Raw genomic sequence first — 25,605 nt, 5'->3', positions numbered from 1 at the left:
ATCTTCCGGCTGCCGAGGGCGCGAGCTCAGGGCACGTCGACGACGACCGCGGTGCCCATCCCACCTCCCGCGCACATCGCCGCGACGCCGACCCCACCGCCGCGGCGCCGCAGTTCGTGCACGAGGCTCAACACCATCCGGGCTCCCGTCATCGCCACGGGATGTCCCAGACTGCACCCACTTCCGAGGACATTGACCTTCTCCTCGTCGAGCCCCAGCGCCCTGGTCGCGGCGACCGCGACCGAGGCGAAGGCCTCGTTGATCTCCCAGAGCGCCACATCGGCCACCGACAGTCCGGCGCGCGCGAGCACCTTCTCGATCGCGGGCGCGGGCGCCAGCCCGGTGTCCGCGGGCGCGACGCCCACCGAGGCCCAGGCCCGGACCACCGCCAGCGGCTCGATTCCGCGCTCGCGGGCCACCGCGCGGTCCGCGACCACCATCGCGCCGGCCGCGTCGTTGATGCCAGCAGCGTTCCCGGCGGTGATGCCGAAGCCCTCGATCTCGGGATGCAGCGGTTTCAAGGACGCCAGCTTCTCCAATGACGATGTGCGCCGGGGATGTTCGTCGACGGCGAAGGTGACCGTACTGCCGTCGCGACGGGTCACCTCGATCGGCACGATCTCCTCGGTGAAGCTGCCGGCGTCGATCGCGGCCACCGCGCGCTGATGGGAACGCAACGCCCACTCGTCCATCTGCGCGCGCGTTATCCCGGCCTTGACCGCGGCGTTCCACCCGACCGTGATCGACATATCGCGCACGGGTGCGTCCGGAGTTTCGCGGTGACTGGGCGCGAGCCAGTCCTCCTCCCATTCCTCGGAGCCCGGAATGCGCCGATTCACCGTCGGTGCGGTCGAACTCGACTGCACACCGCCGGCCACCACGATGCGATCCATCCCGGCGATCACCGAGGCGGCCGCGCTCTGCAGCGTGGACAGTCCGGAGGCGCAGTGCCGGTTGTGCGCGATACCGGGCGCGTTCACCAGCCCGGCCTCGATGGCGACGTACCGGCCGATCGCCCCGCCGCCGTACAGCGATTCGCCGAGGATGACGTCGTCGACGAGTTCGGGTTCGACGCCCGCTCGGCGCACTGCCTCGGCGACGGCCGCCGTTCCCAGTGTGAAGGCGTCGGTTTCGGTGAGCGACCCCTTGTATGCCGTCCCGATCGCCGTGCGCGCGCCCGAAATGATCACGGCCTCATGGCTCATAGGTGCCACCCCAATTCTCAAATAAGTAAGTGTTCTCTAACTTATGTATCGTAACGACGGCCCGGCGCAGGGGCAACGGCCCGCTTCGGCGGCAGTGCGCCACCGGCCCGCGAGATTCTCAGCGCGCGGTGACCAACCGGCCGGGAACCGCACCGGTGGTTTCGTCGTGGTCGACGAGCACGTGTCCGTTGACCAGCGTGTAGTCGTAACCGCGCGCCCGCTGCACGAATCGCTGTGCGCCCAAGGGGAAATCGGCGGCCATCTCCGGGGCGAACAGATCGAGATTCGCCAGATCGACGACGTTCACATCGGCGTACGCGCCCGGTGCGAGCACTCCGCGATCGGCGATTCCGAACAGATTCGCGGCATCGACGGTCAGTCGCCGGACGGCCGGGCCGATCCCCAGCAGTGCCCGATCCCGCACCCAGTGCCGCAAGAAGAAGGTCGAATTCCCGGCGTCCATGGTGAGCGCGACGTGCGCACCCGCATCGGCGACGCCCAGTACGACGTCGGGGTTGGTGATCATGCGCGCGACCGCGTCCAGATCCTGATTGAGCACCGGGTAGTACAGCAGTCCATGGCCGCTCGTCTCGAGCGTGTAGTCGATGAAGGCGGCCGCGGCGCCGACGCCGCGCCGCCGCGCCTCGGCGGCCAGGCTGTTGTCCGCCCCGACGTCGTAGGCGGCCGAACCCGGCGGCAGCAGATACATTTTCGCCGGATCCTTCGGCGCCAGCGGACCTGATGCCTGCGAGGGCAGCTCGGCTTCGGCGATCAGGCGGTCGCGGACATCGCCGCGGGCCAGCAGCTCGAGCCGCGCGGCCGGCGGTTCGGCCATCACCTCGGACCAGGTGGGCAGTGCGTCGTACGGGGTGCGCCCGGCGATTCCGTAGACGATCGCGCTGCCGCGCACCGCGGTCATCGGGCGCAGATCGGCACCTCGCGCACGGGCCCCGGCCGTCTGTTCCATCACCCAGGACCACAAGCCCGGACGCCGGTCGCTCTGCATGATCGAAAAGGTCAGGGGCCGAGCGGAATTCAGGCTCACCTGTTCCATCCACGCCATCTCGGCGCGGGAATTGGCACGGTCGGCGCCGTCGCGCTCGCCGATGCGCGGGACCACCTGGAAGGTGCCGCGCCCGCGTTCGGCGAGGACGCCGGCGATCGCCGACAGCTCCTCCACGTCGGCGAAGGTGCCCGGCACCGGCCGCCCGTCCGGCACGGTGTGCATGTAGGTCCGGGAGGTCGAGAAGCCCAGCGCTCCGGCGTCGACGGCCTCACCGACCAGTTCCGCCATCGCGGCGCGGTCTTCGGCGGTGGCGGGCGCCTCGTCGAGACTGCGCTCCCCCATCACGTAGTAGCGCAGGGCGGCGTGACCGATCAGCCCGCCGACGTTCACGCCGAGTTCGCGGTCGCCCAGTGTTTTCAGATAGTCGCCGTAGGTCTGCCAGCCCCAGTCCAGCCCGGCCATGATCGTGTCGGCCGGGATGTCTTCCACCGACTCCATCATCGCCGCCAAGTAGCCCTCCTGCCCCGGCCGCACCGGCGCGAAGGTGACGCCGCAATTGCCCATCACCACCGTGCTCACGCCCTGATAGCACGAGGGCGTCGCGAGCGGATCCCAGAACAGCTGGGCATCCAGATGGGTGTGCACATCGATGAACCCGGGCGTCACGAACCGGCCCGACGCGTCGATCACTCGGCGCCCGGAGCCGACCGCCGGGCCGATGTCCACGATCCGGTCCCCGTCGATCGCCACCTCCGCCCGACGCGGCGGCGCACCCGTTCCGTCGACCACGTCCCCACCGCGAATCACGATGTCATGCATGGTTTTCCATCCTTCCCGGTGCGGGCCGCCCGAGCATAAATAAGCAGGTACTCACTCAACATAACCCGGGAAACGCTCGCATATCACCGGGTACCGTGAGAAAGTAGGTACTTACTTGCTAGGCCCCTGCTCCGGATTGCCGTCCGGAGCACTCAGCGCAGGAGTCGACGTGGGATCGATGGACGGCCGGACCGCACTGGTCACCGGCGCGAGCCGCGGCATCGGCCGGCGGATCGCCGAACGCTTCGCCGCCGAGGGTGCGGCGGTGGCGGTGGTGGCTCGCACCGCCGAACCGGGCGCCTCGGTGCTTCCCGGTTCCATCGAGGAGGTCGTGGCGCACATTCGCGATCAGGGCGGCCGGGCAGCGGCGATCCGCGCCGATCTGACGGTTCCCGCGGAGGTCGAGACGGTCGTGGCACGGGCCGAAGCGCTACTCGGGCCGGTCGACATCCTCGTCAACAATGCCGGGGTGAACTTCTACGGCCCGGCCCTCGACATCCGCCCGCACCGCTACGGCCTGATGTTCCAGATGATGGTGCACACCCCGTTTCGCCTGTGCCAGTTGGCGATTCCCGGGATGATCGAACGCGGGCGCGGCTGGATCCTCAACATCACCTCCAAACAGGCGCGCCACCCCCTGGGGCCGCCCTATCCGGAGTGGGCCGCCGACGGCTGCGTGCCCTACGGCATGTGCAAATCGGCGCTCGATCGCCTGACCACCGGCCTGGCGGCCGAGGTGTACGGCACCGGCGTGCGGATCAACAGTCTGGGCACCTCCGGTCTGGTCATGACTCCCGGCGTCGCCGTCGTCTCCCCGCACACGCCGGACAACACCCCGGTCGAACCGGACGACGCCATGGCCGACGCCGCTGTGCTGCTGTGCACGTCCGCCCACGACACCGGACGCATCGTCTACAGCATGGAACTGCTCGGACGGCCCTTTCCCGACGGCCCGTGGGCCCTGTCGGCCACCTACTGAATCGCCCGACACCGGAGGACAGTCATGCACGTATCCGTCGATCCCGACCGCTGCCAGGGCCACGCCCGCTGCTGGGAGATCTGCCCGGAGGTCTTCGACCTCGACGACGAAGGGCACGGCCGCGCAACGCTTTCCGAGGTGCCGGCCGACCTTCGGGACCGGACCCGCGAAGCGGCCGACAACTGCCCCGAACGCGCGATCGTCCTGAGCTGAGCCACCCGCTCTCGGCTACCGCCGGCGCATTGCGCGCCCGGCCTATACGTAAAGGTCCGCCCACCGTCACGGGGGCGGACCTCGACATACGCGGGCCGCAGCCGGCCCGCGACATGTCAAGACTCGGGAATCGAGGCCGGATCGGCGGGGGTGAAGTTGTAGACCCGCGACGCATTGCCGACGGTGATCTTGTCCTGCACGTCCTGCGGCAGATGCCCGAGCCACTTGCCGGCCATCTGCACGGTGTCCGGCCAAGTGGAATCCGAATGCGGATAGTCGCATTCCAGCATCACGTTGTCCTCACCGATGATGTCCAGCAAGCGAATTCCCGCTTGGTCCTCGATGAAGGTGCCGTACACGTGGTCGCGGAACAACCGCCGGATATCGGTATCGAGATCGAAGGTCGCTTCGCCCTTCTGCTCGCCGCGTTCGTGCGTGGCGTTCATGCTGATATCGAACCGCGAGGCCCAGAACCGCTGTTTGTCGACCACCTGCTCGGCGCGTTCGAGGAAGTACGGAATCCAGCCGATGGACCCCTCGGAGAGGGCGATCTCGAGATTCGAGTACTTCACGAAATTACCGCTGAACAGCCAATCCAACAGTGTCCCCGCCTGATTCGCGGCCGCGGAGTAGGCCATGAAGGCCAGCGTCGGCATATCCTCGGAGGTCCGGATCATATTCGAGGACGATCCGACGTGCATCGAGATCACGAATCCGGTGTCGTCGCAGGCGCGAAAGACCGGATCCCAGAAGTCGGTGTGGATCGACGGCAGGCCGAGTTTGGTCGGATTCTCGGAAAAGGCAATGGATTTCGCTCCCAGCGCCGCGGTGCGCTCGATTTCGGCCGCGGCGGCGATCGGGTCCCACAGCGGGATGATCATCATCGGGATGAATCGGCCGGGATAGGCCTGGGCGAATTCCTCGAGAATGAAATCGTTCCAGGCCCGCACGCACAGCAGTGCGAGCTCCTTGTCCTTCGCCTCGTGGAAGATCTGGCCGCAGTAGCGCGGGAGCGAGGGAAACAGCATCGACGCCAGCACGTGCCCCTGGTTCATATCGGCGACCCGCGCCGCCGGGTCGTAGCAGCCCAGCCGCATCTCCTCGTAGGTGATCGGCTCGGGGGAGAATTCCTCGCGCTTCTTACCGGCCACGGCGTTGAGGCCGGTGGTGACGATCTGGCGATCCTCGTAGATCCAGAATTCCGACTTGTCCTCCCGGACGATCCGGGGGCCGGTCTCGCGCCACTTCTCCGGCAACCGCTCCTGCCACAGCCGCGCCGGCTCGATGAGATGGTCATCAACCGATATGAACCAGCTGAACGACATGGGATCTCCCAACTCCGGTAACAAAGCGAATACTTACATACAAGGTAGCCCGATGCCGGGGCGGGCGCCAGGGTTGCCGGCGATTCGTTGCCCGGTCAACCGGTTCACACGATGACGGTGCGCACGCCCTCGGCCCGGGAGAGCAGCTGCACGCCCTTGTTGATCTCGTCGAGCGAAATGCGATGGGTGATCATGGATCCCAGATCCAGGCGCCCCGCCTCGGCGAGCCGAATGAAGCGCGGGAAGTCGCGCAGTATCTGCGCTCCGCCGACCACCGATCCGGCGATCCGCTTGCCGGAGAACACCGTCGAGATCGCGGGCAGCGTCAGAACATCCGCGGTCGAGGGCATGCCGACCAGCGTCACCACACCCTCCACCCGGGCCATATCGATGGCTTGGGTGACGAGTTCGGGACGGCCGACCACCTCGAAGGTGAAGTCGGCGCCGCGCCCGCCGGTCAGCTCCCGCACCTGCGCGACCGGATCGCCGGCCTGCGGGTCGACGGTGTGGGTGGCGCCCACCCCGATGCTCGCATCCCGGCGGCCGGGCATCGGATCGACGGCCACGATCGTGGCGGCACCGGCGATATGCGCCCCCTGGATGACCGACTGCCCGACCCCGCCGCAGCCGATCACCGCCACCGACGAGCCCGGGGTGACACCGGCGGTATTGAGCGCGGCCCCGAGGCCCGTGGTCACCCCGCAGCCGAGCAGGGCGAGCTGTTCATCGGCCAGATCGGTCTGCACCGCGACCACCGACGCCTCGTGTACGACCATCGCCTCGGCGAAGGTTCCGCAGCCGCACACCGCAGCGGCACTGCGGCCGTCGGCGAGCCGGAAGCGTTGCCGCCGTTTGACTTCCGCGTTCAGTTCGCAATGGTTCGACATGCCGTTGACACACGACCAGCAGTGCCCGCAGGCCGGTGTCACCGAGGCGAGCACCCGATCGCCCACGCGCACCCGGCGCACCTCGGCGCCCACCTCCTCGACCACCCCGCACCCCTCGTGGCCGGGCACGATCGGCAGCGGCAGCGGCGAGAGCCCGTTGATGACGGTGAGGTCGGTATGACAGATGCCGCTGGCGCTCAGGCGCACCACCACATCGTGGGGCCCGGGTTCCGGCAGGGGCAGATCTTCGATTTCGAGCGGCTGGCCGACCTCGTAGGCGACAACGACTTTCACTGCGTACCTCTGACGATCGATTCGGATGGGCCGCGACTCCCGCCGCGCCGCCACGCTTGTCAAGCGAGTGCTTACTCATCTTAGGAGCGCGGCGAGTGTCCCGGCGCCGATTCGCCACACCGGAGCGGCGAGGCCTCCGTCCGCCGCGGAATGCGGCGCGACCTTGACATCTTCTACCGCCGGTGCGAAGTTAGTAACTGTGTGCTCACTTACTCAAGGCACACTTTCCTAACCGTGGGCGATCCCGGAGGTAGCGCAGCGATGGAATACGGGTTGATCGATGCCGACGGGCACTACTACGAGCCCGACGACTGCTTCTCGCGCCACATCGAGTCGCGCTTCGCCGATCGCACCATCCGGGTGGAACGCGGCACGGACGGACTGGGTCGCATCTTCCTGCGCGGGCAGCGCACCTTCATGAGCGTGATGCCCGGCGACTACGCCTCGGCGCCGGGTGCGCTGCAGGGACTGTTCGTCGGCGGTGTCGCCGACGGATTCACCCATCGCGAGGTGGTGACCTCGAAGGACCACCCGGAATTCGCCGAGCGCGGTGCGCGTTTGGCCGTTCTCGACCGGCAGGGCGTGGATGCCACGATCATGTTGCCGACACTGGGTGTCGCCGTGGAATACGACCTGCGAGACGACATCGAACTTACCTACGCGAGCCTGCGGGCATTCAACCGCTGGCTCGAGGAGGACTGGGGATACGGCGCCGACGGGCGACTGTTCGGCGTGCCGATGCTCTCGCTGCTCGATATCGACCAGGCCGTGCGTGAGCTGCACCGGGTGCTCGACGCCGGTGCGCGGATGGTGCATCTGTGCCCCGGCCCCGTCGCGGGCCGCTCCCCCGCCGACCCGATCTTCGATCCGTTCTGGGCCACCGTCTCCGATGCCGGAATACCGGTGGCCTTCCACGTATCCAACAGCGGCTACCAGCATTTCTACGGCACGCACTGGTCGGAGAACCCGGACAATCCGTCGCATCAGCAATCACCACTGCAATGGGCGCTGTGCAATACCGAACGCCCGGTGGTCGACACCTTGATCGCGCTCACCCTGCACAACCTCTTCGGCCGCCACCCGGGGGTAAAGATCGTCTCGATCGAGAATGGCTCGAATTGGCTTCGCCCCCTGTTCAAAACGATCGACAAGGCCGCCGCACTCGGCCGCCGCGGCCCGATGATCGGCGGTAAGTTGCCACCCCGCCCGAGCGAAGCACTGGCCGAACACCTGTGGGTCTGCCCCTTCCCCGAGGACGACGTGCACGACCTGATCGACGCCATCGGCGCCGACCACGTCCTGTTCGGCTCGGACTTCCCCCACCCCGAGGGTCTGCGCGAACCACGCGACTACCTGCCCCGGCTGGAAACCTGCGACCCCACCGTGCGCCACCAGGTATTGCGCGGGAATACAGCGGGACTACTCGGACTGAACTGAACATTCGAGCCTGCCACAACGGCAGCCGACGCCCCAGGCATTGTGCCGAACCAATCGTGCAAACCCCGCCGCATAATGCGGTTTTCTCCGATTTTCACCGAGGTTGCACGATCTGTTCGGCACCCGACCCGACCATATGGGCGTGCCGGTCGCGAACCGATCACGTCAGTCCAGCTGGCGCGCGACTTTCGTGGCGAGCAATTCGTCCACCTGAGAATCATCGAATCCCAACTCGCGCAGCACTTCCGCAGTGTGCTCGCCGACGCCCGGGATCATCAGGCGGGGGCCGCCGGTCACGTCGGGGCCGGTGCGCAGCAGGGGGCCGATCTGTTCGAAATAGCCCCAGTCGGCGGTGCGATAGCCGACGATCCGGCCGAGTTGGTGGTTCACGGGGTCGTCGAGGATGGCGTGGCGGAAGCGGTTGCGGTCCATCGGCTCGATGAGTTCGGCGAGGATGCCGAGTTCGCGTAGCCGGCGCACCCAGTCGGCGGCGGGGGCGGTCGCGAAGGTGAATTCGAGTGTCGCCTCGGCCGCACGGGCGGCGCTGTCGTCGTCGCTGCGTAGCGGGACGTAGTCACCTAAGCCCGAGCTCGGGCCACCGGCGGCGGCAGCGACGAATCCGTCCAGCTTCCGCCAGGATTCGGCGTCGGCGACCACGAGCGCGAACCACTCGCCGTCCGAGCCCTCGTATATTCGATAGCCGGGACCGTACCCGGTCTGCCGCTCGTCCAGTGCCGGGCCGGCGACGAGTTCGCCGTCGCGCACGAAAACGCCGCAGTGCATGAGCATTCCGGCGCCGAGCAGACTGGTGATCACCTGCTGACCGTGCTGCTGGGTGGCTCGGGCGTAGAGGCCCAGCGCGATGCCGGCGGCCGCGACCCAGCCGCCCGCCATATCGATCGGTATCCAGGTCGCGGCCAGCGGCTCGTTGCCCGCGCCGCCGATCGCCCGCTCGAAACCGGTCAGCGCCTGCATCAAGGCGTCGTTGCCCGGGTAGGCCGCCCGCGGGCCGGTGGCGCCGAAGGCACTGGCGTGGCAGTACACCGCGTTCGGGTTCAGGCGTGCCACGGTGTCCGCGTCGATGCCGAGCCGTTCCGCGACGCCGACGCGGAAGTTGTGCAGCACCACATCGGCGCAGGTGAGCAGCTTCTGAACCACCGGCCGCGCCTCGGGAGCGTTGATATCCAGTGCGAGACTGCGCTTTCCGCGTTGGCAGGCCGCCACCGCATAGGCGGCGGCCCGCATGGCCTCGCCACTCGGCGGCTCCACCTTGATCACATCGGCGCCCAGGTCCGCCAGCACCTCGGCGGCCAGCGGCCCGGCGACGAACGCCGAGAAGTCCACCACGCGTAAGTCCTCGAAAAGCCCTGCGGCAGGGCGCGTTCGCGAGGCGCGAGGCAAACCCGAGGCCGGACGCAGCGGGTGGATCTCGAACGGCGAGCCGATCATCAGATCCTCGTGTCCGTGGTCGGAGCGGGTGACGGCCAAACCGGTTGCGGCGGTGTGCGGATCGCGCAGCACCTCCCCCGGCCCGAGCACCGGCTCGCAGGCCACCCCGGCGGCGCGCAGCCGCTCGACCCACTCCTCGCGCGGTCGTGTGGCGAAGAACGACGTCCACCGCTGCGCGCGCGCCCGCAGTTTGCCGGTGGTCTGGTCGGTGTAGTACCCGTCCGGACTGGGTTCGTCGCCGAGGACCTCGATCACCGCCTGATACATGCCCTTACCGCCGAACCACACCTGCAGCAGTTCGCCGTCGGCGCAGCGGTAGAGGAAGTTCGGAAAGGTCGAGCCGTGTTCCCAATACGATTCGACTTCGGGCGCGGCGCGTTCGGACCGGCCGATCATGCAGCCGAGGGTGGCCAGCATCCCGTCGTAGAGCGAGGTTTCGCTCCAGCCGCCCGTACCGGTGCCGACACGGCGACGCAGCAGCGCGAACACCGAGGTGAGCAGCAGGAAGGCAGCCCCCATGCCGGACGCGCGCACCTCGGCGAAGATCGGCCCGGGACGATGACCCCGCAATTGCGTGCAGAAGCCGGCCCGCGCCTCGACCAGGAGTCCGAAATCCTCGACCGTTCCGGCTGCGGTGCGACTCGGCCGGCAGCGTGCGTACACGAGCGCGGGATTACTTGCGGCACACTCACGAAACCCCAGTCCGCGCGCCTCGACGAGCTCCTCCGGTCCGTAGGCCAGCGCGATGTCGGCCGTCCGCAGCAACTCGGAAATTTCCGCCGCCTCGTTGGTGGTGACGATGCGCTTGTCGCGATGCCAGACGCGGCCCCACGGCACCGCGGCGTCGATCGGCGCATCCTCGCCGACCACCCGCACCACACCTGCCCCGAGATCGGCCAGCAGCATTCCCGGCAGCCCACCGGCCAACCCCAGCCCGAGATCGCTGACCCCCACCGCGATCTCGACCACCGTCAAACCCGTGCAGGGACCTTCGCCACTCATATCAGAGCCCTTTCGAACAACCATCCGACGTCGCCGGGACCGCCGGACAGGCCGGTGAACCGAGAGCCGGCGCACTCTTCGCGAGCACCCTTGCCGGAGCCGAAATGCTCTCGGCACCAGCACATTCGGTGTTCACCGCCCGACCCGAACGGGCAGTTCCAATCTCGGCAGCACCTCTTCGGTGGCCAGCCGAACCACGTCCAGCGTGTCCGATCGCGTCGCCGGCGCGATCACAAAATGCCGCACGCCCGCGTCGACGTATTCCTGCAGCCGCACCGCGACCTCGTCGGGTGTACCGGCCGGCGCGATTCGCTGCAGCATGTCGCCCGGTTTGCCGCCGTAGGCGCCACCGAGGAAATCGGCCACCTCGGCGCGGGCGCGGTCACCGTCGCGGCGGATCGAGCAGTACAGATACATCGTCCACTCGAAGCCGGTGAGGTCGCGGCCGATCGTCGCCGCTTCCTGCCGAATCGCGGCGACCGAGCGGGCATACGCCGACGGCGACACGAGATACGGCATCCAGCCGTCTCCCCGGCGTGCGGCGCGACGCATCGCCGGAGCTTTGCGCCCGGACACGATCAACGGCGGGCCGCCGGGCCGCATGGTGGAGCCGTCGGGGCTGCGGACCGGGCGCAGATGCAGATCGCGGAATCGGAAGAACCGGCCCTCGTGATCGACCGGTTCGTCGCGCCACAGTGCGCGCAGCACATCCATCGCCTCGTCGGTGCGGGGGCCGCGTTCGGACAGCGGCACAGCGACGGCCTCGAATTCGTGCCGGAACTCCCCGCCGACCCCGAGCCCCACCGACACCCGCCCGCCGGAACGGGCATCCAGATCGGCGAGTTGTTTGGCCACGATCACCGGCGGATAGAGCGGCAACAGCAGCGTCGCCGTTCCGACCCGGACACGTTCGGTCCATGCGACCATCAGCGACAGACGGGTGACGGCCTCACCGGTAGGACTCGGCGGCAGGATGTGGCCGCCCTGCCAGACGGATTCGATGGGCAGGCGTTCGGCAGCGGCCAGCCAGTCCCGATCCGGTTCCGGCATCGCGGCTGCCCCGAAGACGATGCGGTCGGCGGACATCCGACTCCTTCGGCGAGCAGTGCGCCGATGCCCGATCGGCACCGACCACACGAAGATAGCAAATGCTCACTTATCATGATAGTGGTTATAGGCAGCAACGACTCGCTCCTGGAGGCCGGATGAACGCGATACCGGGTATCCCGCCGATGGTCACCGAGGAGACCGAGCCCTTCTGGGTAGGGGCCGCCGCCGGCCGTTTGCTGGTCGAACATTGCCCCGCCTGCGGAGCCGATTCCTTCCCGCCACGGGGCATCTGCCGCCGATGCCGGCGCCGCGCACCCGAATTCGTCGAAATCACCGGTCCCGGAACGATTTACAGCTTCACCGTGAACTATCAGCGCTGGCTGCCCGACCTCGAGGTGCCCTATGCGATCGTGCTGGTGGAATTCCCCGGCCACCCCGGCGTGCGGATCCCCGGACGGGTGCGCGGCTGCGCGCCGGACGAGGTAGCGATCGGCATGCGGGTCGACATCGGATTCGAGCCCGGCCCGGGCGGATACGCCGTCCCCAGCTTCCTCGCCCGCGACGACGCGACCGGGGTCACGCGATGAGTACGGACCTGTTCGAGCATCGCGCCGTGATCTCCGGCATCGGTCAATCCGCGATCGCCCGCCGGCTCGACCGCTCCGGCCTGCAACTGACCCTCGACGCCATCCTCGCCGCCGTCGCCGACGCCGGGCTGACCGTCGACGATATCGACGGCCTCGCCATGTTCCCCGGCGGAGGTGTTGCCAATGTGCCCGGCTACGCCAACGGCAATCTCTACGAGGTCCAGGACGCGCTGCGCCTCACGACCCGCTGGCGCCAGGGTCTCGTCGAAGGTATGGCACTGCCGTTCTACGGTCCGGCGCAGGCGATCGCCACGGGCCAGGCCCGCCACGTGGTGATCTGGCGGACCGTGAAGGAGGGCAGCGCCGCCCGCGCCGCCGGTGGGCGCCCGGCCTACGGATCCACCAAACCCGCGGCCGAAGGCCCGCAGGCATGGCTGCTGCCGATCGGGATGCTGTCCCCGGTGTGCCAGATCGCCCCGTTCGCCACCCGCTACATGTACGAATTCGGGCTCACCCGAGCGCAATTGGCGTGGATACCGGTCACCCAGCGCGCAAGCGCCGCCCACAATCCCGACGCCGTCTACCGTTCGCCGCTCACCGTCGACGATTATCTGGCCGCGCGGATGGTCTCCTCCCCGCTCTGTTTGTTCGACTGCGATGTGCCGGCCGACGGCGCGACCGCGATCGTGGTGTCCGCGGTCGAGACGGCCCGCGATCTACGCGCACCGGTCCGCATCGAGGCGATGGCCGGCGTGGTGGACGGGCGCCCGGCCTGGGATCAGTGGGAGGACATGGGCCGGGTGGGCTACGCGACCGCCGCGGACCTGTGGGCGCGTACCGCGCTGACTCCAGCCGATGTGGACACCGCCCAGCTCTACGACGGTTTCAGCATCGAGGCGGTGTGGTGGCTCGAGGCGATGGGCTTCTGCGGCACCGGCGAGGCCGGGGACTACATCGACGGCGGCAAGCGCATCGCGCTGGGCGGCGAGCTGCCGCTCAATACCTGGGGCGGTCAGCTCTCGGGCGGGCGATTGCACGCCGGATTCGGCCACACCGCCGAGGCGGTGCGGCAGCTGCGCGGCGAGGCGGGCGCGCGGCAGGTAGCCGGCGCCGAGGTCGCGGCGGTGACGAATGTCGGCGGAATCGAGTCCGGCGCAGCGCTTTTGACGCGCTGGTGAGGCAGCAGCACCGGTGACGGCGAAGGAGAGATGATCATGGTGGAGCGTCCGGGCCGCGTGGACGGCAAGGTGGCAATCGTGACGGGTGCGGGATCCACGCCCGGGCCCGGCATCGGCACCGGGAAGGCGACCGCGGTGGCACTGGCGCGGGAGGGCGCGGCCGTGCTGCTCGTGGACCGGTATGCCGAGCGCGCCGAACAAACCCTGCTGATGATCGAGGAGGAGGGTGGCAAGGCCGCGGTCTTCGCGGCCGATCTGACCGAGGCCGCGGCGTGCGAGGCCATGGTGCGTACCGCCGTGGACTCCTTCGGCGGACTGGACATCCTCGTCAACAATATCGGCCTGGCCGCGGTCGGCACGGTCGTCGACGTCTCCGAAGCGGACTGGGACCGATCCTTCGACATCAATCTGCGCACCGCGTTCCTCTCCTCGAAGTACGCGGTGCCGGCACTGGCCGAACGCGGCGGCGGATCGATCGTGAACATCTCCTCGATCTCGGCACTGCGTGGCGACGGCACGGTCGCCTACTCCGCGGCCAAGGGCGGCCTGCTCGCGATGACCGTCGATATGGCGTATTCGCACGGCCGCCAAGGGATTCGGGTGAACGCGATCGCGCCCGGGCACATCACGACGCCCATGGTGCTCTCGGTGTCGGCGCCGGGGCCGCGGGCCGAATTCATGAACATCATGCGATCGGAGGCGGGTCTGCTGGGCACCCCCGGCGACGGCTGGGACGTGGCGTGGGCGGCGACCTTCCTGGCCAGCGACGAGGCCCGCTGGATCACCGGCACCACCCTGCCGGTGGAATCGGGCGTGCTGAGCGTGACGCCGCTGATGATGGCGCCGCACCTGCGCGGGGTCGCGGACCCGGACCGGCCCGAGCCGGGCGAATCCACGCCGCCCGCCCCCGAATCCGGCCACTGAGCCGCCGACGCCACCGAGGGCCGATCCCGATCGGGCGCGACAGACGGTTGTACATCGCCCTCGCGATCTCTAGAGTAAGTAAGTGAACACTCTCATAGTTGAATAATCTTCCTGGTACAGAAGGAGTTCGGGATGGCTGACCCCGATGGCGCCGGAGCCGCCCTGTGTGAGCGATATGCGGTCGCCGATGTCGACTCCCACATCATCGAACCGGCCGACCTGTGGACCTCGCGGATCTCGAAGAAGTGGGGCGATCTGGTTCCGCACGTCCGCTTCCACGAACGGCGGCAAGAGGATTACTGGTACATCGGCGACAAGAAGCTCTACGGCGTGGGCGCTTTCGCACAGGCAAAGTGGCCGGAGTTCCCGCCCTCACATCCGAAGAAGCTCTCCGAGGCCTTCCCCGCCGCACTCGACGCCAAGGCGCGGCTCGCCTACATGGACGAGGTCGGCATCTACTACCAGGTGATGTATCCGAATATCCTCGGCTTCCACAGCCACGTCTTCCTGAACCGGATGCCGCACGAGCTGGCCACCGAATGCGTTCGCGCGTACAACGACTGGCTGGTCGAGTGGTGCTCGGCGGATTCGCGCCGGCTGGTTCCGATGATGATGCTGCCGTTCTGGGATATCGACGAATCGGTCACCGAGATGAAGCGGGCCTACGAGATGGGCCACAAGGGTGTGCTTTTCGCCGCTCGCTACGACAAGGTCGGCCTGCCCCGCCTGGTGGACGACTACTGGGAGCCGCTGCTCGGCCAGGCCCAGGACATGGGACTGTCGATGAATTTCCACGTCGGCTTCCTCAACTCCCCCGACGATCTCAAGGGCGCGGTCGACCAGTCGCAGAAGCTCGACTTCACCAAGGAGAGCGCGCTGGTGCTGCTCGGGAATGCGCAGAACATCGCCGAGGTGGTCGTCAGCGGCGTCTGCCATCGCTACCCGAAGCTGAATTTCGTCTCGGTGGAGAACGGCGCCGGCTGGCTGCCCTTCCTGGGCGAGAGTATGGACTGGCAATGGCTCAATGTCGGTGCGCACCACGAATATCCGGATCGGCTGCTGCCGAGTGAATACATGCGCCGCCAGATCTACGGCATGTACTGGTTCGAAAACCGTTCGCTGCGACCCGTGATCGGCGAACTGGCCGACAATCTGATGTTCGAAACCGATTTCCCGCACGCCACCAGCCTCTCGCCGGGGCCGGCCTCGGAATCACCGAGCCCGCGCGACATCATCGATCGCTCACTGACCGGAATTCCGGAGCAGACGGTCGCGAAAGTCCTGCAGCACACCGCGACCCGGCTCTATCACCTCGATCCGCCGCAGCGGAACTGACCCGGACGACACGACATCGGAGGGCGGCGTGAGCGACCATCGCGGCTCGCGCCGCCGACCGGACGCGGGTGTCCCGCATACGACAGGAGGCGGCGTGACCGATCGGCTGATGTACCGGCGTGAGTTCTACATCGGAGGCGGGTGGGTACCACCTGCGCGCGACGAACGCTTCGCCGTGATCTCACCGTCCACCGAGGAAACCGTCGGCGAGGTGCCGGTGGCCCGCACGGCCGATATCGATCGGGCCGTCGCGGCCGCGCGCACCGCCTTCGACGAGGGCCCGTGGCCCCGGCTGTCGCCCGGCGAGCGCGCCGGCACGCTCGCTCGCGCCGCCGAACTCCTGCGCAAACGCGAGGCCGATATCGCGGCCGTGACGGTCGACGAGATCGGCTGTCCGGTCAGCCAATCCAGACAGGCGCAGACCGGTATGGTCGCGGCGCTGTTCGACTATTACGCGGAGCTGATCCGCGACTTCGACTTCGAGACCGTCGTCACCGCCGGTGACCGGTCCGGCCTGCTCACCAGGGAACCGGTCGGTGTCGTCGCGGCCGTGGTGCCGTGGAACGCCCCGGTGACCCTGGCGGCGTGGAAGACCGCGCCGGCACTGGCCGCGGGGTGCACGGTGGTGATCAAACCGCCGCCGGAGTCGCCGCTGAGCAACTTCGTGCTGGCCGAGGCACTGGACGAGGCAGGAATACCCTCCGGCGCAGTCAATATCGTGCCCGGCGATCGAGAGGTCGGCGAGTATCTGGTCACCCATCCGGACACGGACAAGGTGGCCTTCACCGGGTCGACCGCCGCGGGTAAACGCATCATGAGCGTGTGCGGTGAACGGGTGAAGCGGGTGTCGCTCGAGCTGGGCGGCAAGTCCGCGGCGGTCGTCACCGACGACGCCGATCTCGCGAACGTCCTGCCCGCGATCGTCAAGGGCGCGATGCATATGTCCGGTCAGGTCTGCGGTGCGCACACCCGGGTCCTGGTGCCGCGCAGCCGTTACGCCGAGGCGGTCGACGCCGCGGCGGCGGCAGCGGCAGCCGTCCGGGTCGGCGATCCCCACGATCCGGCGACCCTGGTCGGTCCGCTGGTGGCGCAGCGGCAGCGCACCCGCGTCGAGCACTACATCGCTCTCGCCCGCGACGCCGGTGTGCGGGTGGTCACCGGCGGCGGCCGCCCGGCCGGGCTGCCGCGAGGCTGGTACGTGGAGCCGACGATTCTGGCCGGCGTCGACAATGCGATGCGGGTGGCGCGAGAGGAGATCTTCGGTCCTGTGCTGTGCCTGATCCCGCACGACGGCGACGACGACGCCGTGCGTATCGCCAACGATTCGCCCTACGGCCTCTCCGGCGGGGTGTGGTCCGCGGACGCCGAGCGCGGACTGGCGATCGCCAAGCGGCTGCGCACCGGCAGCATCGCGATCAACGGCACCTATCCGCCGTTTCCCCGGGTGCCGTTCGGCGGCTTCAAGGAATCCGGACTCGGTCGCGAACTGGGGCCGGACGGACTGCACAGTTTTCTCGAACCCAGAAGTATCGGACTGCCGGCCGCACTGCGCCCGGATGCCGGAAACTGAACGGCCGCAGCGTCGTTCGGCAGTCGTTGCGCGAAGGAAGTGGTATCCGATGCGAACCGGATCACGGATGTGCGGTACGGCGTTCGACGGCGAGTCGTTCGTCCGCGCCACGGTCGAATCGGCCGGACCCTGTCCCGCACGCGCGGACTACATCGAAATCTGTTTCGCCACCACCGAGGGTCGCTGGAGGTGGTGCTTCCCGGAACCGGATCCGGCGGACTGCCCGGCGGAGCCCACCACCGACCTCGCTTTCACCCTGGACAACTACGGCGCCCAGGCACATCCGATCGTCGGCGGCCGCATCCAACCGGCGATCCTCAGTGCGGCGGCGCTACCGATGGTGCTGGCCGGGACCCCGGTGCACATCTCCCGGCGCCTCGTGGTCATGTGCCGCTGACCGGCGCGGCGGCACACCGTCCGCTCAGCCGGACAGCACTACCTCCCGGGCGGCGAGAAACCACGAACGCTCGAACAGTCCATCCGGCCCGGTCGGGCCGTGCGCGCGGAACCAGTCGATGCGCGTGCGCAGGCCGGTGACGTCGTCGAAGTAGACCTCGTTCACCGCGTCGTAGGCGGTGCGTGTCGCGGCCGCCGGATGGTTCTGCACATAGGCACGGCCGCGGGCCGCGTCGGGTATCGCCACTGTCGCGGCGCCCGGTCGCCGCACGGTGCCCGCATGTGCGGTCCAGCGTGCCGCGAACTCCTCCGGCGTCAGGTTCGCCGCCCGCACCGCGACCGCCATATGTTTCAGTCGATCACCGCCGTCGTCCCATCGGTGTCGCAGCCAGTCGCCGCCGCGCAGAACCTGTTCGCGGGCAATCACTTCCGTCGCACGGGCCGGGAGCGTCACCGTCTCGGCGGCATCGTCGCGTCGCGAGCGCCACCGGTCGTGGCGCCGCAGATGCCGCATATCGCGAAACCATTCGGCGACCACACCGTCGTGCCGGGCATCCGGCCCGGTCAGATCGGGAAGGACGGTGCAGACCGCCACCCGGACCGGTCGCAGTCCGCTGGGCGCGTCGGCCGCCGCGGCACACAGCAGCGGCCACTGCCGGGCGAAACCGTCGAAGGACAGCTGGGGGGAGCGGGTGGCGAAACGCAGACGTTTGATCACGGCAGCGCCCCGCTCACCTCGGAAACCGCTCCCGCCGAACGGTGTTCGGCCCGCCATGCCGCAATCCCGGCGCGCCACCGCTCGATACCGCGTTCCTTGATCGGGCCGTAGCCCTTGATCGTCGCGGCCGAGGCCGCCAACTCCACCTGCCGGTCGTAGGGCACATCCGCGCCGGGATCGGTGATCTCGGTGACGAGCCGCGCGTACTCCACGATGACGGCGCGTTCGGCGCGCCGGTCGCGGTCCCATCCGAACGGGTCGAACGGTGTGCCACGCAGGCGCTTCATCCGTCGCAGTGCACGGAAGGCGAGCGCGTAGGTCCGGCCCGCCGGCAGCTTCCGCGCCATTCCCAGACGCCGCAGTATCGGCGGGTGCAGATGGTAGGTCAGCGCGTAGCCGCCGTCGAGCCCGAGTTCGGCGGCCACCGCGTCGTAGTCCGCGGCCAGATGCAAACGCGCGACCTCGTATTCGTCCTTGTAGGTCAGCAGGGCGAACCACGACTCGGCGACAGCGCGGGTCAGTTGCCACTCCCGTGCGGCATCGTCGCGCGCGGCCGCGTAGTCGACGAGTTCGAGGTACCGGCGCGCACGGCCCACGCTCTGGTAATCGATCACCTGAGCGGTCCGGCGACGCAGCACATCGCGGAGCTCGGACGGCAGATTACGCTGCGCTACAAGTCTTTCCGCCGATGTAGTGGCCGCCGCCGTCGGCTCGTACCCCTGCGCGGTGGATACCACGCGCTCATCCCCCAACGCCGCCGCGACGGCCGCTGGGTCATGCACCAGCCAGCGCCCCCAGTCGAACGCGAGCCGGTTGTCCGCCGCCGCCCGGCCGCGCCCGGCCAGCGCCTGCGCCATATGGGCCGCCGTCACCGGCACGCCACCCAGCTGGAAGGCCGCCCCCAGCAACACGACGTTCGCGGGAAGGTGGTCGGCGAAGACGCGCTCGGCGACGCGTCGCGCATCGATCACCGAGGTCCGCGGCGCGCCGATCCGATCGGCGATCGCGGCTTCCAGTGCCGCCACATCGGGGGCCGCGGTACGGCTCTGCAACATCGCCGCGGTCGGCGTGACGGTCCGGTCGACCACCGCAACGGCCTGCCCCGCACGGGCTTTCGCGAGGTGTTCGGCGGTGGCGGCCTGCAGGATGTCGCCGGACAGGTACAGATCGGCGCCGCCACCGCTCACCGCCGCCGCACTCAGTCCCGCGCGATCGGCCGCCAGATGCAGATGTGACACCACGGCCCCTGCCTTCTGCGAGAGCCCGGTCTGATCCATCCCGCCGACCACCCAGCCCGCCGCCTCGGCGGCCCGCACCAGGATCCGGTTCGCGGTGACGATTCCGGTGCCGCCGATCCCGGTGAAGTAGATGCTGTAGCGCTCGCCGACCGCCGGCGGCACCGGCTCCGGCAACGATCCCGCCGGAAGTCGCGGCCGCTCACGCGGTGCTCGTTTCCGCCGGCGCCCAGCGGCTTTCGGCTCGATGGTGACGAAGGACGGACAGTCGCCGTCCAGGCAGGTGTAGTCACGATTGCACGAGGAATCGTGGATACGCCGCTTGGTGCCGAATTCGGTGTCCACGGGCAGCACCGACAGGCAGTTGCTCTTCGTGCCGCAGTCGCCACAGCCCTCACAGACCGCCTCGTTGATGACGACCCGGCGGGGCGGCTCCGGCAGCAGACCGCGCTTCCGCAGCCGCCGCGCCTCGGCCGCACACCGCTGGTCGTAGATGATCACCGTCACGCCGGGCACCGTTCGCAGCCGCTGCTGCACCTCGGCCAGCCGATCGCGGCCCAGCACCTCCACGCCCGGCGCCCATCGCGCGCGGCGGCCGTAGCGGCCGGGATCCTCGGCGCACACCACGATCTCGCGCACCCCCTCTGCCTGCAGTGCCCGGGTGAGGGCGGGCACGTCCTGCAGTCCGGTCACCTCCTGACCGCCGGTCATCGCGACCGCCGCGTTGTAGAGGATCTTGAAGGTGATGTCGGTTCCGGCGGCCACACTCGCGCGAACCGCGAGGATGCCGGAATGGGTCAGGGTGCCGTCTCCGAGATTCTGGATCAGATGGGGCGCCGCGACGAACGGTGCCAATCCGATCCAGGGCACCCCCTCGGCGCCCATCGGCGTCGGCGGCAGCGTCGTCAGGTCGCGGTTGCGGGCCTCGAAATACATGATGCCGTGACAGCCGACCCCGCCCCCGACCAGCGCGTCCTCCGGTACGACGGTGGACCGATTGTGCGGGCAGCCGCTGCAGTACGCGGGCGCGCGGGCCGGCGTCACCAGCAGCGGCAGATCGAGCCGAGGCGGCGTCGCCGGGCGCAGCGCCGGAAGAACACGGTCGAGAATGTCGCCCACGGCCTTCGGATCGAGTACACCGGATCCGGGCACCAGGGGCGCACCGTCACGATCCCGCTTGCCCAGCACCGGAATTCGATGCCGGGCCTCGTGCAGCACCGCGCGCAGTTGCGTCTCGACGAACGGCCGCTTCTCCTCCACCACCAGCAAGCGCCGCACCGAATCCGCGAACTCGACGACGGTCTCCTCGACCAGGGGGTAGGTCATGCCCAGCCGCAGGATGCGCACACCCGCGGCAGCGAGATCGGCAATGCGCACTCCGCGCTCCGACAACGCCTGCACCACATCGAAATACGTGGCGCCCGCGCACACGATCCCGAGCTCGGCAGTGTCCGGGCCGACCGTCCGGTCGAGGCCGTTGTGCCGGGCATAGGCGCGGGCCGCACGCAGCCGATGTTCGTTGATCAGCTCTTCCTGGCCGGGCACCGCATGCGGCCCGATGGTCGCCTGCGGTCGATGCGTCCAGGTCCGTCCCGCGATGGTGATGTGCGGTTCGGCCGGGTGGTGCCGCGCGAGATCCGTGTCGACCGTGCCGATGCCGTCGGCGACGGCGGTGACGATCTTCAGACCGACCCAGCATCCGGCATAGCGCGACATCCGGAAGGCATGGATGCCCAGGTCGAGGACGTCCTGCTGATCACCCGGAAACAGCACCGGCATGCCGGCATCGGCGAAGGTGTACTGGCTGTCGCAGGCCAGGGTGGACGATTTCGCGGCCGGATCGTCACCACAGAACGCCACCGCCCCGCCGCCCGGACCGGCCCCCATCGCATTGGCGTGTTTGAGCACATCGCCAGAGCGATCCAGTCCCGGCCCCTTGCCGTACCAGGCGCCCACCACGCCGTCGACACCGTCGTAGGCGAGGGCGGCGCCCATCTGGCTGCCCCAGACCGTGGCCGCCGCCAGCTCCTCGTTCAGCCCGGGCCGGTGCACGATGCGGTAGCGCAGCGGTTCGCGCTGTTCCAGTTCCAGATCGAAACCGCCCAGCGGCGACCCCGGATATCCGGAAACCATGGTGGCGGTGGTCGTCCCGTCGCGCAGGTCCAGTTCGTGGCGCAGGGCGAGCAGCCGCACCAGCGTCTGGACTCCCGAGAGCACCGGCGTCTGCGCCGTCACGGATAGACCCGGGGGTCGATGTAGGCGACGTCGCCGCCTTTGATCACCGCTCGCAGCTTCGAATGATCTTGCAGCACAGTGATATCCACGGTCGGGTCGCCGTCGACGACGATCAGATCGGCCAGCAGTCCGGACCGGATCTCACCGGTGTCCAGACGCGCCGCCGGACCCATGTTGCGGGTGGCGGTGTGGATCGCCTCGATCGGGGACATGTCGATCAACTCGACATAGCGCTGCAGTTCCGCAGCGTAGGTGCCGTGCCGGGTCCACTGATGCCCGAAGTCGCCCCCCGAGAGAATCGGAATACCGGCGGCCTTCAGCTTGTGCAATCCGTCTATCTGAGCGCGCAATTCGTCGCGATAGCCGGACGCGTCGACCCGGTCCCGGGTGATGCCCCATTGCTCTGCCCGGCCCGCGACCACGGCGTACAGATAGTGCAGGCCCGGACATACCCAGACGTCGTCGCGGCGCGCCTCCAGCGCGCTCAGCGCCTCGTCGTCGAGGAAACAGGCGTGATGGATGATGCGGACGCCGGTGCGCGCGGCCATCGCCACACTGGCCGCACCGCGGGCGTGCACCGTGACGAAGGCGCCGTAGCGGTCCGCGACTTCCACTGCGGCCGAGAGCATCTCGTCGTTCATATAGACGTCCTCGGACGGATGCTCGGGCACCACTCCGTCGCCGGAGATGAACAGTTTGAGCGATCGCACGCCACTGTCGCACTGCCGGGCGACGACCTCGCGGATATCGCGGACCCCGTCCACGACCTCCATCAGGCCGCCCTCTTCGCCGCCGAGGCCCCCGCGCTCGGCGATCATCGCCCCGCAGGGAATCAGGCGCGGCCCCGCGATCAGGCCCCTCTCCACCGCATCGTGGATGAGCAGATCGTCCTGCGGCTGGGTGGCTCCGGCACCGATCAGCAGCGTGTAGCCGCTGTGCAGATAGGTTTTCGCCACGGCGGCGACGTCGAGGATGTGCCGCGCCGGCGGTGCCGCCGCGACGGCCGCGTGGTCGAAGACGAAATCCAGCGGCCAGCTGATATGTGTGTGCGCGTCACCCAGACCGGGCAGCACCGTGGCGCCGCGCAGATCCACCACCCGCACGGCTCCCGGATCGACCGCGATGTCCGCACCGATCGAGACCTCGGCGATCCGATCCCCCTCGATCAGCACCGATCCCGCGCGCGGGCGTTCGGCTAGATCACCACCGCAGGTCAGGATCCGCCCATTGGTCAGCAGCATTCGCTCCGTCATCAGCGACCTCCAGTACTGAGCGAGTACTTACTTTATCACCGTAGGACTGGCACGAGAGTCGAATTCTTACTTTCGAGAATCATCCATCCACCCGTCAGCGCGCGCAACGGAATCCCGCAATGGGTACTTGTCGATCCCCCACCGGCAGCGTCCCAGCTGTCACCATGGTCTGCGGGACCCCGCCGTCCCCACCGAGTCGAATCAGAGGAGCGTGATCGCATGCCCGCCGAAACCCCGGCGACCGAATCCGTGGATGCCGTCGTCATCGGCATGGGGCCCGGCGGCGAGGCCGTGGCGACCGAATTGGCGCGCGCCGGACTCGCGGTGGTCGGCGTCGAAGGCCGGTTGCTGGGCGGCGAATGCCCCTACTACGCCTGTGTGCCGACCAAGATGATGGTGCGCGCCGCCGAGACCCTGGCCGAGGCGCGCCGGGTCGGCACCCTCGCGGGAAGTGCCCAGGTGCACGCGGATTGGGCGCCGGTGGCGAAGCGGATCCGCGACGAAGCGACCGACAACTGGGACGACAAGGTCGCGGTCGAACGGTTCGAATCCGCCGGCGGCACCTTCGTGCGGGGGTGGGGGCGCATCACCGGTCCGGGCCAGGTCCGCGTCGATACCGCCGACGGACCGCGCGACTTCCGCGCCCTGCGGGCGATCGTGCTGAATCCCGGCACCGCCCCGTCCGTACCGCCGATCGAGGGTCTGGCCGACACCCCCTACTGGACCAATCGCGAGGCGGTGACCACCACCGAGGCGCCGGAATCGCTGATCGTGCTCGGCGGCGGACCGGTCGGCGCGGAATTCGCCCAGATCTTCTCGCGGTTCGGCGCCGAGGTGACGATGGTCGTGCGCAGCCGGCTGCTCCCGCGCGCCGAGCCCGAGGCCGCCGACCTGCTCGCGAAAGTCTTTGCCGAAGAGAGTATTTCGGTACGCACCGGCGTCGAGGCCACCCGGATCGACCACGACGGCAGCTATTTCACCGTGCGGCTGAGCAACGGCGATCCGATCCGCGCCCAGCGCCTGCTGGTCGCCGCCGGCCGCTACACCGATCTGTCCGCACTGGGCGTCGGCGCCATCGGCCTGGACGAACAGGCGCACGGCATCCGGGTCGACGACCGGCTGCGCGCCGCCGAGGGGGTCTGGGCGATCGGGGACATCACCGGGCACGGCGCCTTCACCCACATGTCCATGTACCAGGCGCGCATCGCCGCCGCGGACATCCTCGGTTCTCTTACCGAACCCGCGCAGTATCACGCGGTTCCCAATGTCACCTTCACCGAACCGGAGGTGGGCGCGGTCGGGATGACGGAGTCGCAGGCCCACGACGCCGGACTGAGCGTCTGGACCGGACGGGCCGAGGTCCCGGATTCGACCCGCGGCTGGATTCACGGGCCCGGCAACGCCGGATTCGTCAAGCTGGTCGCCGACGCCGATCGCGGCATTCTGGTCGGCGCCACCTCGGTCGGCCCGGTCGGTGGCGAGGTGCTGAGCGCCCTGGCCGTCGCGGTGCACGCCCGGGTGCCGGTCACCACGCTGCGGGAGATGATCTACGCCTACCCCACCTTCCACCGCGCGATCGAGGCCGCCCTCGCCGACCTCGGCTAGTCCGGCCCATCTCGCCGAACCGGACGCGACGACGCGGATTCGGCCGCATAATCGGCCCATGGCCGATGCCGACGACGTCCGGCGAATTGCGCTGGGGCTACCCGAGTCCACCGAAGCGCCGCATTTCGACATGCCGTCGTTCCGCGTCCGCAAGGCGATATTCGCGACCCTGCCCGACCCCGCACACGCCCACGTGATGGCGAGCGAAGCCGATATCCGGGAGGCGGTCGCGGAATATCCGGACTGCTGCGCGGAAAAGTGGTGGGGCAAGCGCCTGTCGGCGGTCCGCGTCGACCTCGGCGCCGCCGACACCGGCCTACTGAGCGAATTGCTCACCGACGCCTGGCGACACAAGGCGCCGCGCACCCTGGTGCGCGCCTTCGACGCAGCTTCCGGATAGTCCGCATCGTCTGGTCCGCATCGTCGCCGAGCTGCTACCACTGGAGGAAAAATGCTGTCGCTGCAAGAGATTTCGGATCGGATCGAGATCGAGGATCTGATGGTCCGATACTCCCATGCCGTGGACACCCAGCAGTGGGATCTGCTCGACGACGTCTTCACCGCCGACGCGCAGATCGACTACTCGGCCATGGGCGGCGCCAGCGGGGGCCTGCCCGAGATCAAGAAGTTCCTCGCCACGGTGATGCCGAACTTTCCCGCCTTCCAGCATCTGATCAGCAATTCCTCCATCACCGTCGACGGCGATACCGCGACCGGCCGCACCATGTGCCACAACCCGATGCTCGTCGGCGAAGCGGAGGGCAAGCAGAACCTCATGCTGTGCGGCCTGTGGTACCTGGATACCTTCACCCGCGTGGACGGCGCCTGGCGGATCGCGCGGCGGGTCGAGGAGAAGAGCTACATGTTCCTGGCCGCCACCCCCGGCTCCCGGTAAACGCCTCT

Annotated in this window: 21 protein-coding genes; 12 read left to right on the top strand and 9 right to left on the bottom strand. The window is 68.7% G+C overall.

The window, feature by feature from the left end; genetic code table 11:
- Positions 1-26: 26 nt before the first annotated feature.
- Together IG65_RS0127570 and IG65_RS0127565 are read right to left on the bottom strand one after the other, a co-directional pair.
- Positions 27-1,205, bottom strand: coding sequence for a thiolase family protein (locus tag IG65_RS0127570; protein ID WP_030517867.1), 1,179 nt, complete (start codon positions 1,203-1,205; stop codon positions 27-29).
- Between the two features lie 118 nt (positions 1,206-1,323).
- Positions 1,324-3,030: an amidohydrolase family protein gene (locus IG65_RS0127565; protein ID WP_030517866.1), complete on the bottom strand. Its 1,707-nt coding sequence runs from the start codon at positions 3,028-3,030 to the stop codon at positions 1,324-1,326.
- A 178-nt stretch (positions 3,031-3,208) separates the two neighbouring features.
- On the opposite strand from IG65_RS0127565, the gene IG65_RS0127560 reads away from it, so the two are divergent.
- Positions 3,209-4,009 carry an SDR family NAD(P)-dependent oxidoreductase gene (locus tag IG65_RS0127560; RefSeq protein ID WP_197039945.1) on the top strand — a complete coding sequence of 267 codons (801 nt, stop codon included), beginning with the start codon at positions 3,209-3,211 and terminating at the stop codon, positions 4,007-4,009.
- 24 nt (positions 4,010-4,033) lie between these two features.
- Positions 4,034-4,222: a ferredoxin gene (locus IG65_RS0127555; RefSeq protein ID WP_030517864.1), complete on the top strand. Its 189-nt coding sequence runs from the start codon at positions 4,034-4,036 to the stop codon at positions 4,220-4,222.
- A 116-nt stretch (positions 4,223-4,338) separates the two neighbouring features.
- On the opposite strand, the gene IG65_RS0127550 is transcribed toward IG65_RS0127555, so the two are convergent.
- Complete coding sequence (locus tag IG65_RS0127550; protein ID WP_030517863.1) at positions 4,339-5,547, bottom strand: amidohydrolase family protein; 1,209 nt, start codon at positions 5,545-5,547, stop codon at positions 4,339-4,341.
- Between the two features lie 104 nt (positions 5,548-5,651).
- Positions 5,652-6,728, bottom strand: a complete 1,077-nt coding sequence (locus tag IG65_RS0127545) for a Zn-dependent alcohol dehydrogenase (RefSeq protein ID WP_030517862.1) — start codon at positions 6,726-6,728, stop codon at positions 5,652-5,654.
- 234 nt (positions 6,729-6,962) lie between these two features.
- Between IG65_RS0127545 and IG65_RS0127540 the strand changes: the two genes are divergently transcribed.
- Entirely contained in the window at positions 6,963-8,165 is a 1,203-nt protein-coding gene (locus IG65_RS0127540; RefSeq protein ID WP_231509465.1) for an amidohydrolase family protein, read from the top strand.
- A 165-nt stretch (positions 8,166-8,330) separates the two neighbouring features.
- Here IG65_RS0127540 and IG65_RS0127535 read toward each other — a convergent pair whose 3' ends face one another.
- Together IG65_RS0127535 and IG65_RS0127530 are read right to left on the bottom strand one after the other, a co-directional pair.
- A complete protein-coding gene (locus IG65_RS0127535) occupies positions 8,331-10,616 on the bottom strand; it encodes a CoA transferase (protein WP_030517860.1) in 2,286 nt (761 codons plus the stop codon).
- 132 nt (positions 10,617-10,748) lie between these two features.
- The gene (locus IG65_RS0127530) at positions 10,749-11,702 is read right to left on the bottom strand and encodes an LLM class flavin-dependent oxidoreductase (RefSeq protein ID WP_036525879.1); all 954 of its coding nucleotides are present in this window, start codon (positions 11,700-11,702) and stop codon (positions 10,749-10,751) included.
- A 119-nt stretch (positions 11,703-11,821) separates the two neighbouring features.
- On the opposite strand from IG65_RS0127530, the gene IG65_RS39355 reads away from it, so the two are divergent.
- From IG65_RS39355 to IG65_RS0127500, 6 genes are all read left to right on the top strand, one after another.
- A complete protein-coding gene (locus tag IG65_RS39355; protein ID WP_036525877.1) occupies positions 11,822-12,253 on the top strand; it encodes a Zn-ribbon domain-containing OB-fold protein in 432 nt (143 codons plus the stop codon).
- Positions 12,250-13,431, top strand: a complete 1,182-nt coding sequence (locus tag IG65_RS0127520) for a ditF protein (protein WP_030517857.1) — start codon at positions 12,250-12,252, stop codon at positions 13,429-13,431. Before IG65_RS39355 ends, IG65_RS0127520 begins: the two co-directional genes overlap by 4 nt.
- A 36-nt stretch (positions 13,432-13,467) precedes the next feature.
- Positions 13,468-14,355 (top strand): SDR family NAD(P)-dependent oxidoreductase, encoded by an 888-nt coding sequence (locus IG65_RS0127515; protein WP_030517856.1) that lies wholly within the window; start codon positions 13,468-13,470, stop codon positions 14,353-14,355.
- Between the two features lie 132 nt (positions 14,356-14,487).
- Positions 14,488-15,690: an amidohydrolase family protein gene (locus IG65_RS0127510; protein WP_030517855.1), complete on the top strand. Its 1,203-nt coding sequence runs from the start codon at positions 14,488-14,490 to the stop codon at positions 15,688-15,690.
- Between the two features lie 109 nt (positions 15,691-15,799).
- Positions 15,800-17,260, top strand: coding sequence for an aldehyde dehydrogenase (locus tag IG65_RS0127505; protein ID WP_197039944.1), 1,461 nt, complete (start codon positions 15,800-15,802; stop codon positions 17,258-17,260).
- Positions 17,261-17,309: 49 nt separating this feature from the next.
- Positions 17,310-17,657: a hypothetical protein gene (locus IG65_RS0127500; protein ID WP_156055794.1), complete on the top strand. Its 348-nt coding sequence runs from the start codon at positions 17,310-17,312 to the stop codon at positions 17,655-17,657.
- Between the two features lie 24 nt (positions 17,658-17,681).
- On the opposite strand, the gene IG65_RS0127495 is transcribed toward IG65_RS0127500, so the two are convergent.
- The 3 genes from IG65_RS0127495 to IG65_RS0127485 are packed head-to-tail and all read right to left on the bottom strand — an operon-like array spanning position 17,682 to position 23,097.
- Positions 17,682-18,374 (bottom strand): hypothetical protein, encoded by a 693-nt coding sequence (locus tag IG65_RS0127495; RefSeq protein WP_030517852.1) that lies wholly within the window; start codon positions 18,372-18,374, stop codon positions 17,682-17,684.
- Positions 18,371-21,844, bottom strand: coding sequence for an indolepyruvate ferredoxin oxidoreductase family protein (locus IG65_RS0127490; protein ID WP_036525875.1), 3,474 nt, complete (start codon positions 21,842-21,844; stop codon positions 18,371-18,373). The genes IG65_RS0127495 and IG65_RS0127490 overlap by 4 nt, the downstream gene beginning before the upstream one ends.
- The gene (locus IG65_RS0127485) at positions 21,841-23,097 is read right to left on the bottom strand and encodes an amidohydrolase family protein (RefSeq protein ID WP_030517850.1); all 1,257 of its coding nucleotides are present in this window, start codon (positions 23,095-23,097) and stop codon (positions 21,841-21,843) included. The genes IG65_RS0127490 and IG65_RS0127485 overlap by 4 nt, the downstream gene beginning before the upstream one ends.
- 219 nt (positions 23,098-23,316) lie before the next feature.
- Between IG65_RS0127485 and IG65_RS0127480 the strand changes: the two genes are divergently transcribed.
- From IG65_RS0127480 to IG65_RS0127470, 3 genes are read left to right on the top strand one after another with little or no spacing between them, the layout of a single operon-like run.
- The gene (locus IG65_RS0127480) at positions 23,317-24,702 is read left to right on the top strand and encodes an NAD(P)/FAD-dependent oxidoreductase (RefSeq protein WP_030517849.1); all 1,386 of its coding nucleotides are present in this window, start codon (positions 23,317-23,319) and stop codon (positions 24,700-24,702) included.
- Positions 24,703-24,760: 58 nt separating this feature from the next.
- Complete coding sequence (locus tag IG65_RS0127475; protein WP_030517848.1) at positions 24,761-25,102, top strand: MmcQ/YjbR family DNA-binding protein; 342 nt, start codon at positions 24,761-24,763, stop codon at positions 25,100-25,102.
- 51 nt (positions 25,103-25,153) lie between these two features.
- A complete protein-coding gene (locus tag IG65_RS0127470; RefSeq protein ID WP_030517847.1) occupies positions 25,154-25,597 on the top strand; it encodes a nuclear transport factor 2 family protein in 444 nt (147 codons plus the stop codon).
- Positions 25,598-25,605 lie beyond the last annotated feature (8 nt).

The organism is Nocardia sp. NRRL WC-3656 (assembly GCF_000720265.1).
In the GTDB taxonomy this organism is placed as follows: domain Bacteria; phylum Actinomycetota; class Actinomycetes; order Mycobacteriales; family Mycobacteriaceae; genus Nocardia; species Nocardia nova.
The sequence above is the reverse complement of the archived record's forward strand: the minus strand, read 5'-3'. Positions and strand labels throughout refer to the sequence as shown.

What these genes read in the sequence shown, in the direction of transcription:
- IG65_RS0127500 (WP_156055794.1), top strand. Translation starts at nt 17,310, where the DNA reads ATGCGAACCGGATCACGGATGTGCGGTACGGCGTTCGACGGCGAGTCG.
- IG65_RS0127530 (WP_036525879.1), bottom strand. Translation starts at nt 11,702, where the DNA reads ATGTCCGCCGACCGCATCGTCTTCGGGGCAGCCGCGATGCCGGAACCG.
- IG65_RS39355 (WP_036525877.1), top strand. Translation starts at nt 11,822, where the DNA reads ATGAACGCGATACCGGGTATCCCGCCGATGGTCACCGAGGAGACCGAG.
- IG65_RS0127535 (WP_030517860.1), bottom strand. Translation starts at nt 10,616, where the DNA reads ATGAGTGGCGAAGGTCCCTGCACGGGTTTGACGGTGGTCGAGATCGCG.
- IG65_RS0127565 (WP_030517866.1), bottom strand. Translation starts at nt 3,030, where the DNA reads ATGCATGACATCGTGATTCGCGGTGGGGACGTGGTCGACGGAACGGGT.
- IG65_RS0127520 (WP_030517857.1), top strand. Translation starts at nt 12,250, where the DNA reads ATGAGTACGGACCTGTTCGAGCATCGCGCCGTGATCTCCGGCATCGGT.
- IG65_RS0127510 (WP_030517855.1), top strand. Translation starts at nt 14,488, where the DNA reads ATGGCTGACCCCGATGGCGCCGGAGCCGCCCTGTGTGAGCGATATGCG.
- IG65_RS0127470 (WP_030517847.1), top strand. Translation starts at nt 25,154, where the DNA reads ATGCTGTCGCTGCAAGAGATTTCGGATCGGATCGAGATCGAGGATCTG.
- IG65_RS0127515 (WP_030517856.1), top strand. Translation starts at nt 13,468, where the DNA reads ATGGTGGAGCGTCCGGGCCGCGTGGACGGCAAGGTGGCAATCGTGACG.
- IG65_RS0127570 (WP_030517867.1), bottom strand. Translation starts at nt 1,205, where the DNA reads ATGAGCCATGAGGCCGTGATCATTTCGGGCGCGCGCACGGCGATCGGG.
- IG65_RS0127475 (WP_030517848.1), top strand. Translation starts at nt 24,761, where the DNA reads ATGGCCGATGCCGACGACGTCCGGCGAATTGCGCTGGGGCTACCCGAG.
- IG65_RS0127560 (WP_197039945.1), top strand. Translation starts at nt 3,209, where the DNA reads ATGGACGGCCGGACCGCACTGGTCACCGGCGCGAGCCGCGGCATCGGC.
- IG65_RS0127505 (WP_197039944.1), top strand. Translation starts at nt 15,800, where the DNA reads ATGTACCGGCGTGAGTTCTACATCGGAGGCGGGTGGGTACCACCTGCG.
- IG65_RS0127485 (WP_030517850.1), bottom strand. Translation starts at nt 23,097, where the DNA reads ATGACGGAGCGAATGCTGCTGACCAATGGGCGGATCCTGACCTGCGGT.
- IG65_RS0127550 (WP_030517863.1), bottom strand. Translation starts at nt 5,547, where the DNA reads ATGTCGTTCAGCTGGTTCATATCGGTTGATGACCATCTCATCGAGCCG.
- IG65_RS0127555 (WP_030517864.1), top strand. Translation starts at nt 4,034, where the DNA reads ATGCACGTATCCGTCGATCCCGACCGCTGCCAGGGCCACGCCCGCTGC.
- IG65_RS0127480 (WP_030517849.1), top strand. Translation starts at nt 23,317, where the DNA reads ATGCCCGCCGAAACCCCGGCGACCGAATCCGTGGATGCCGTCGTCATC.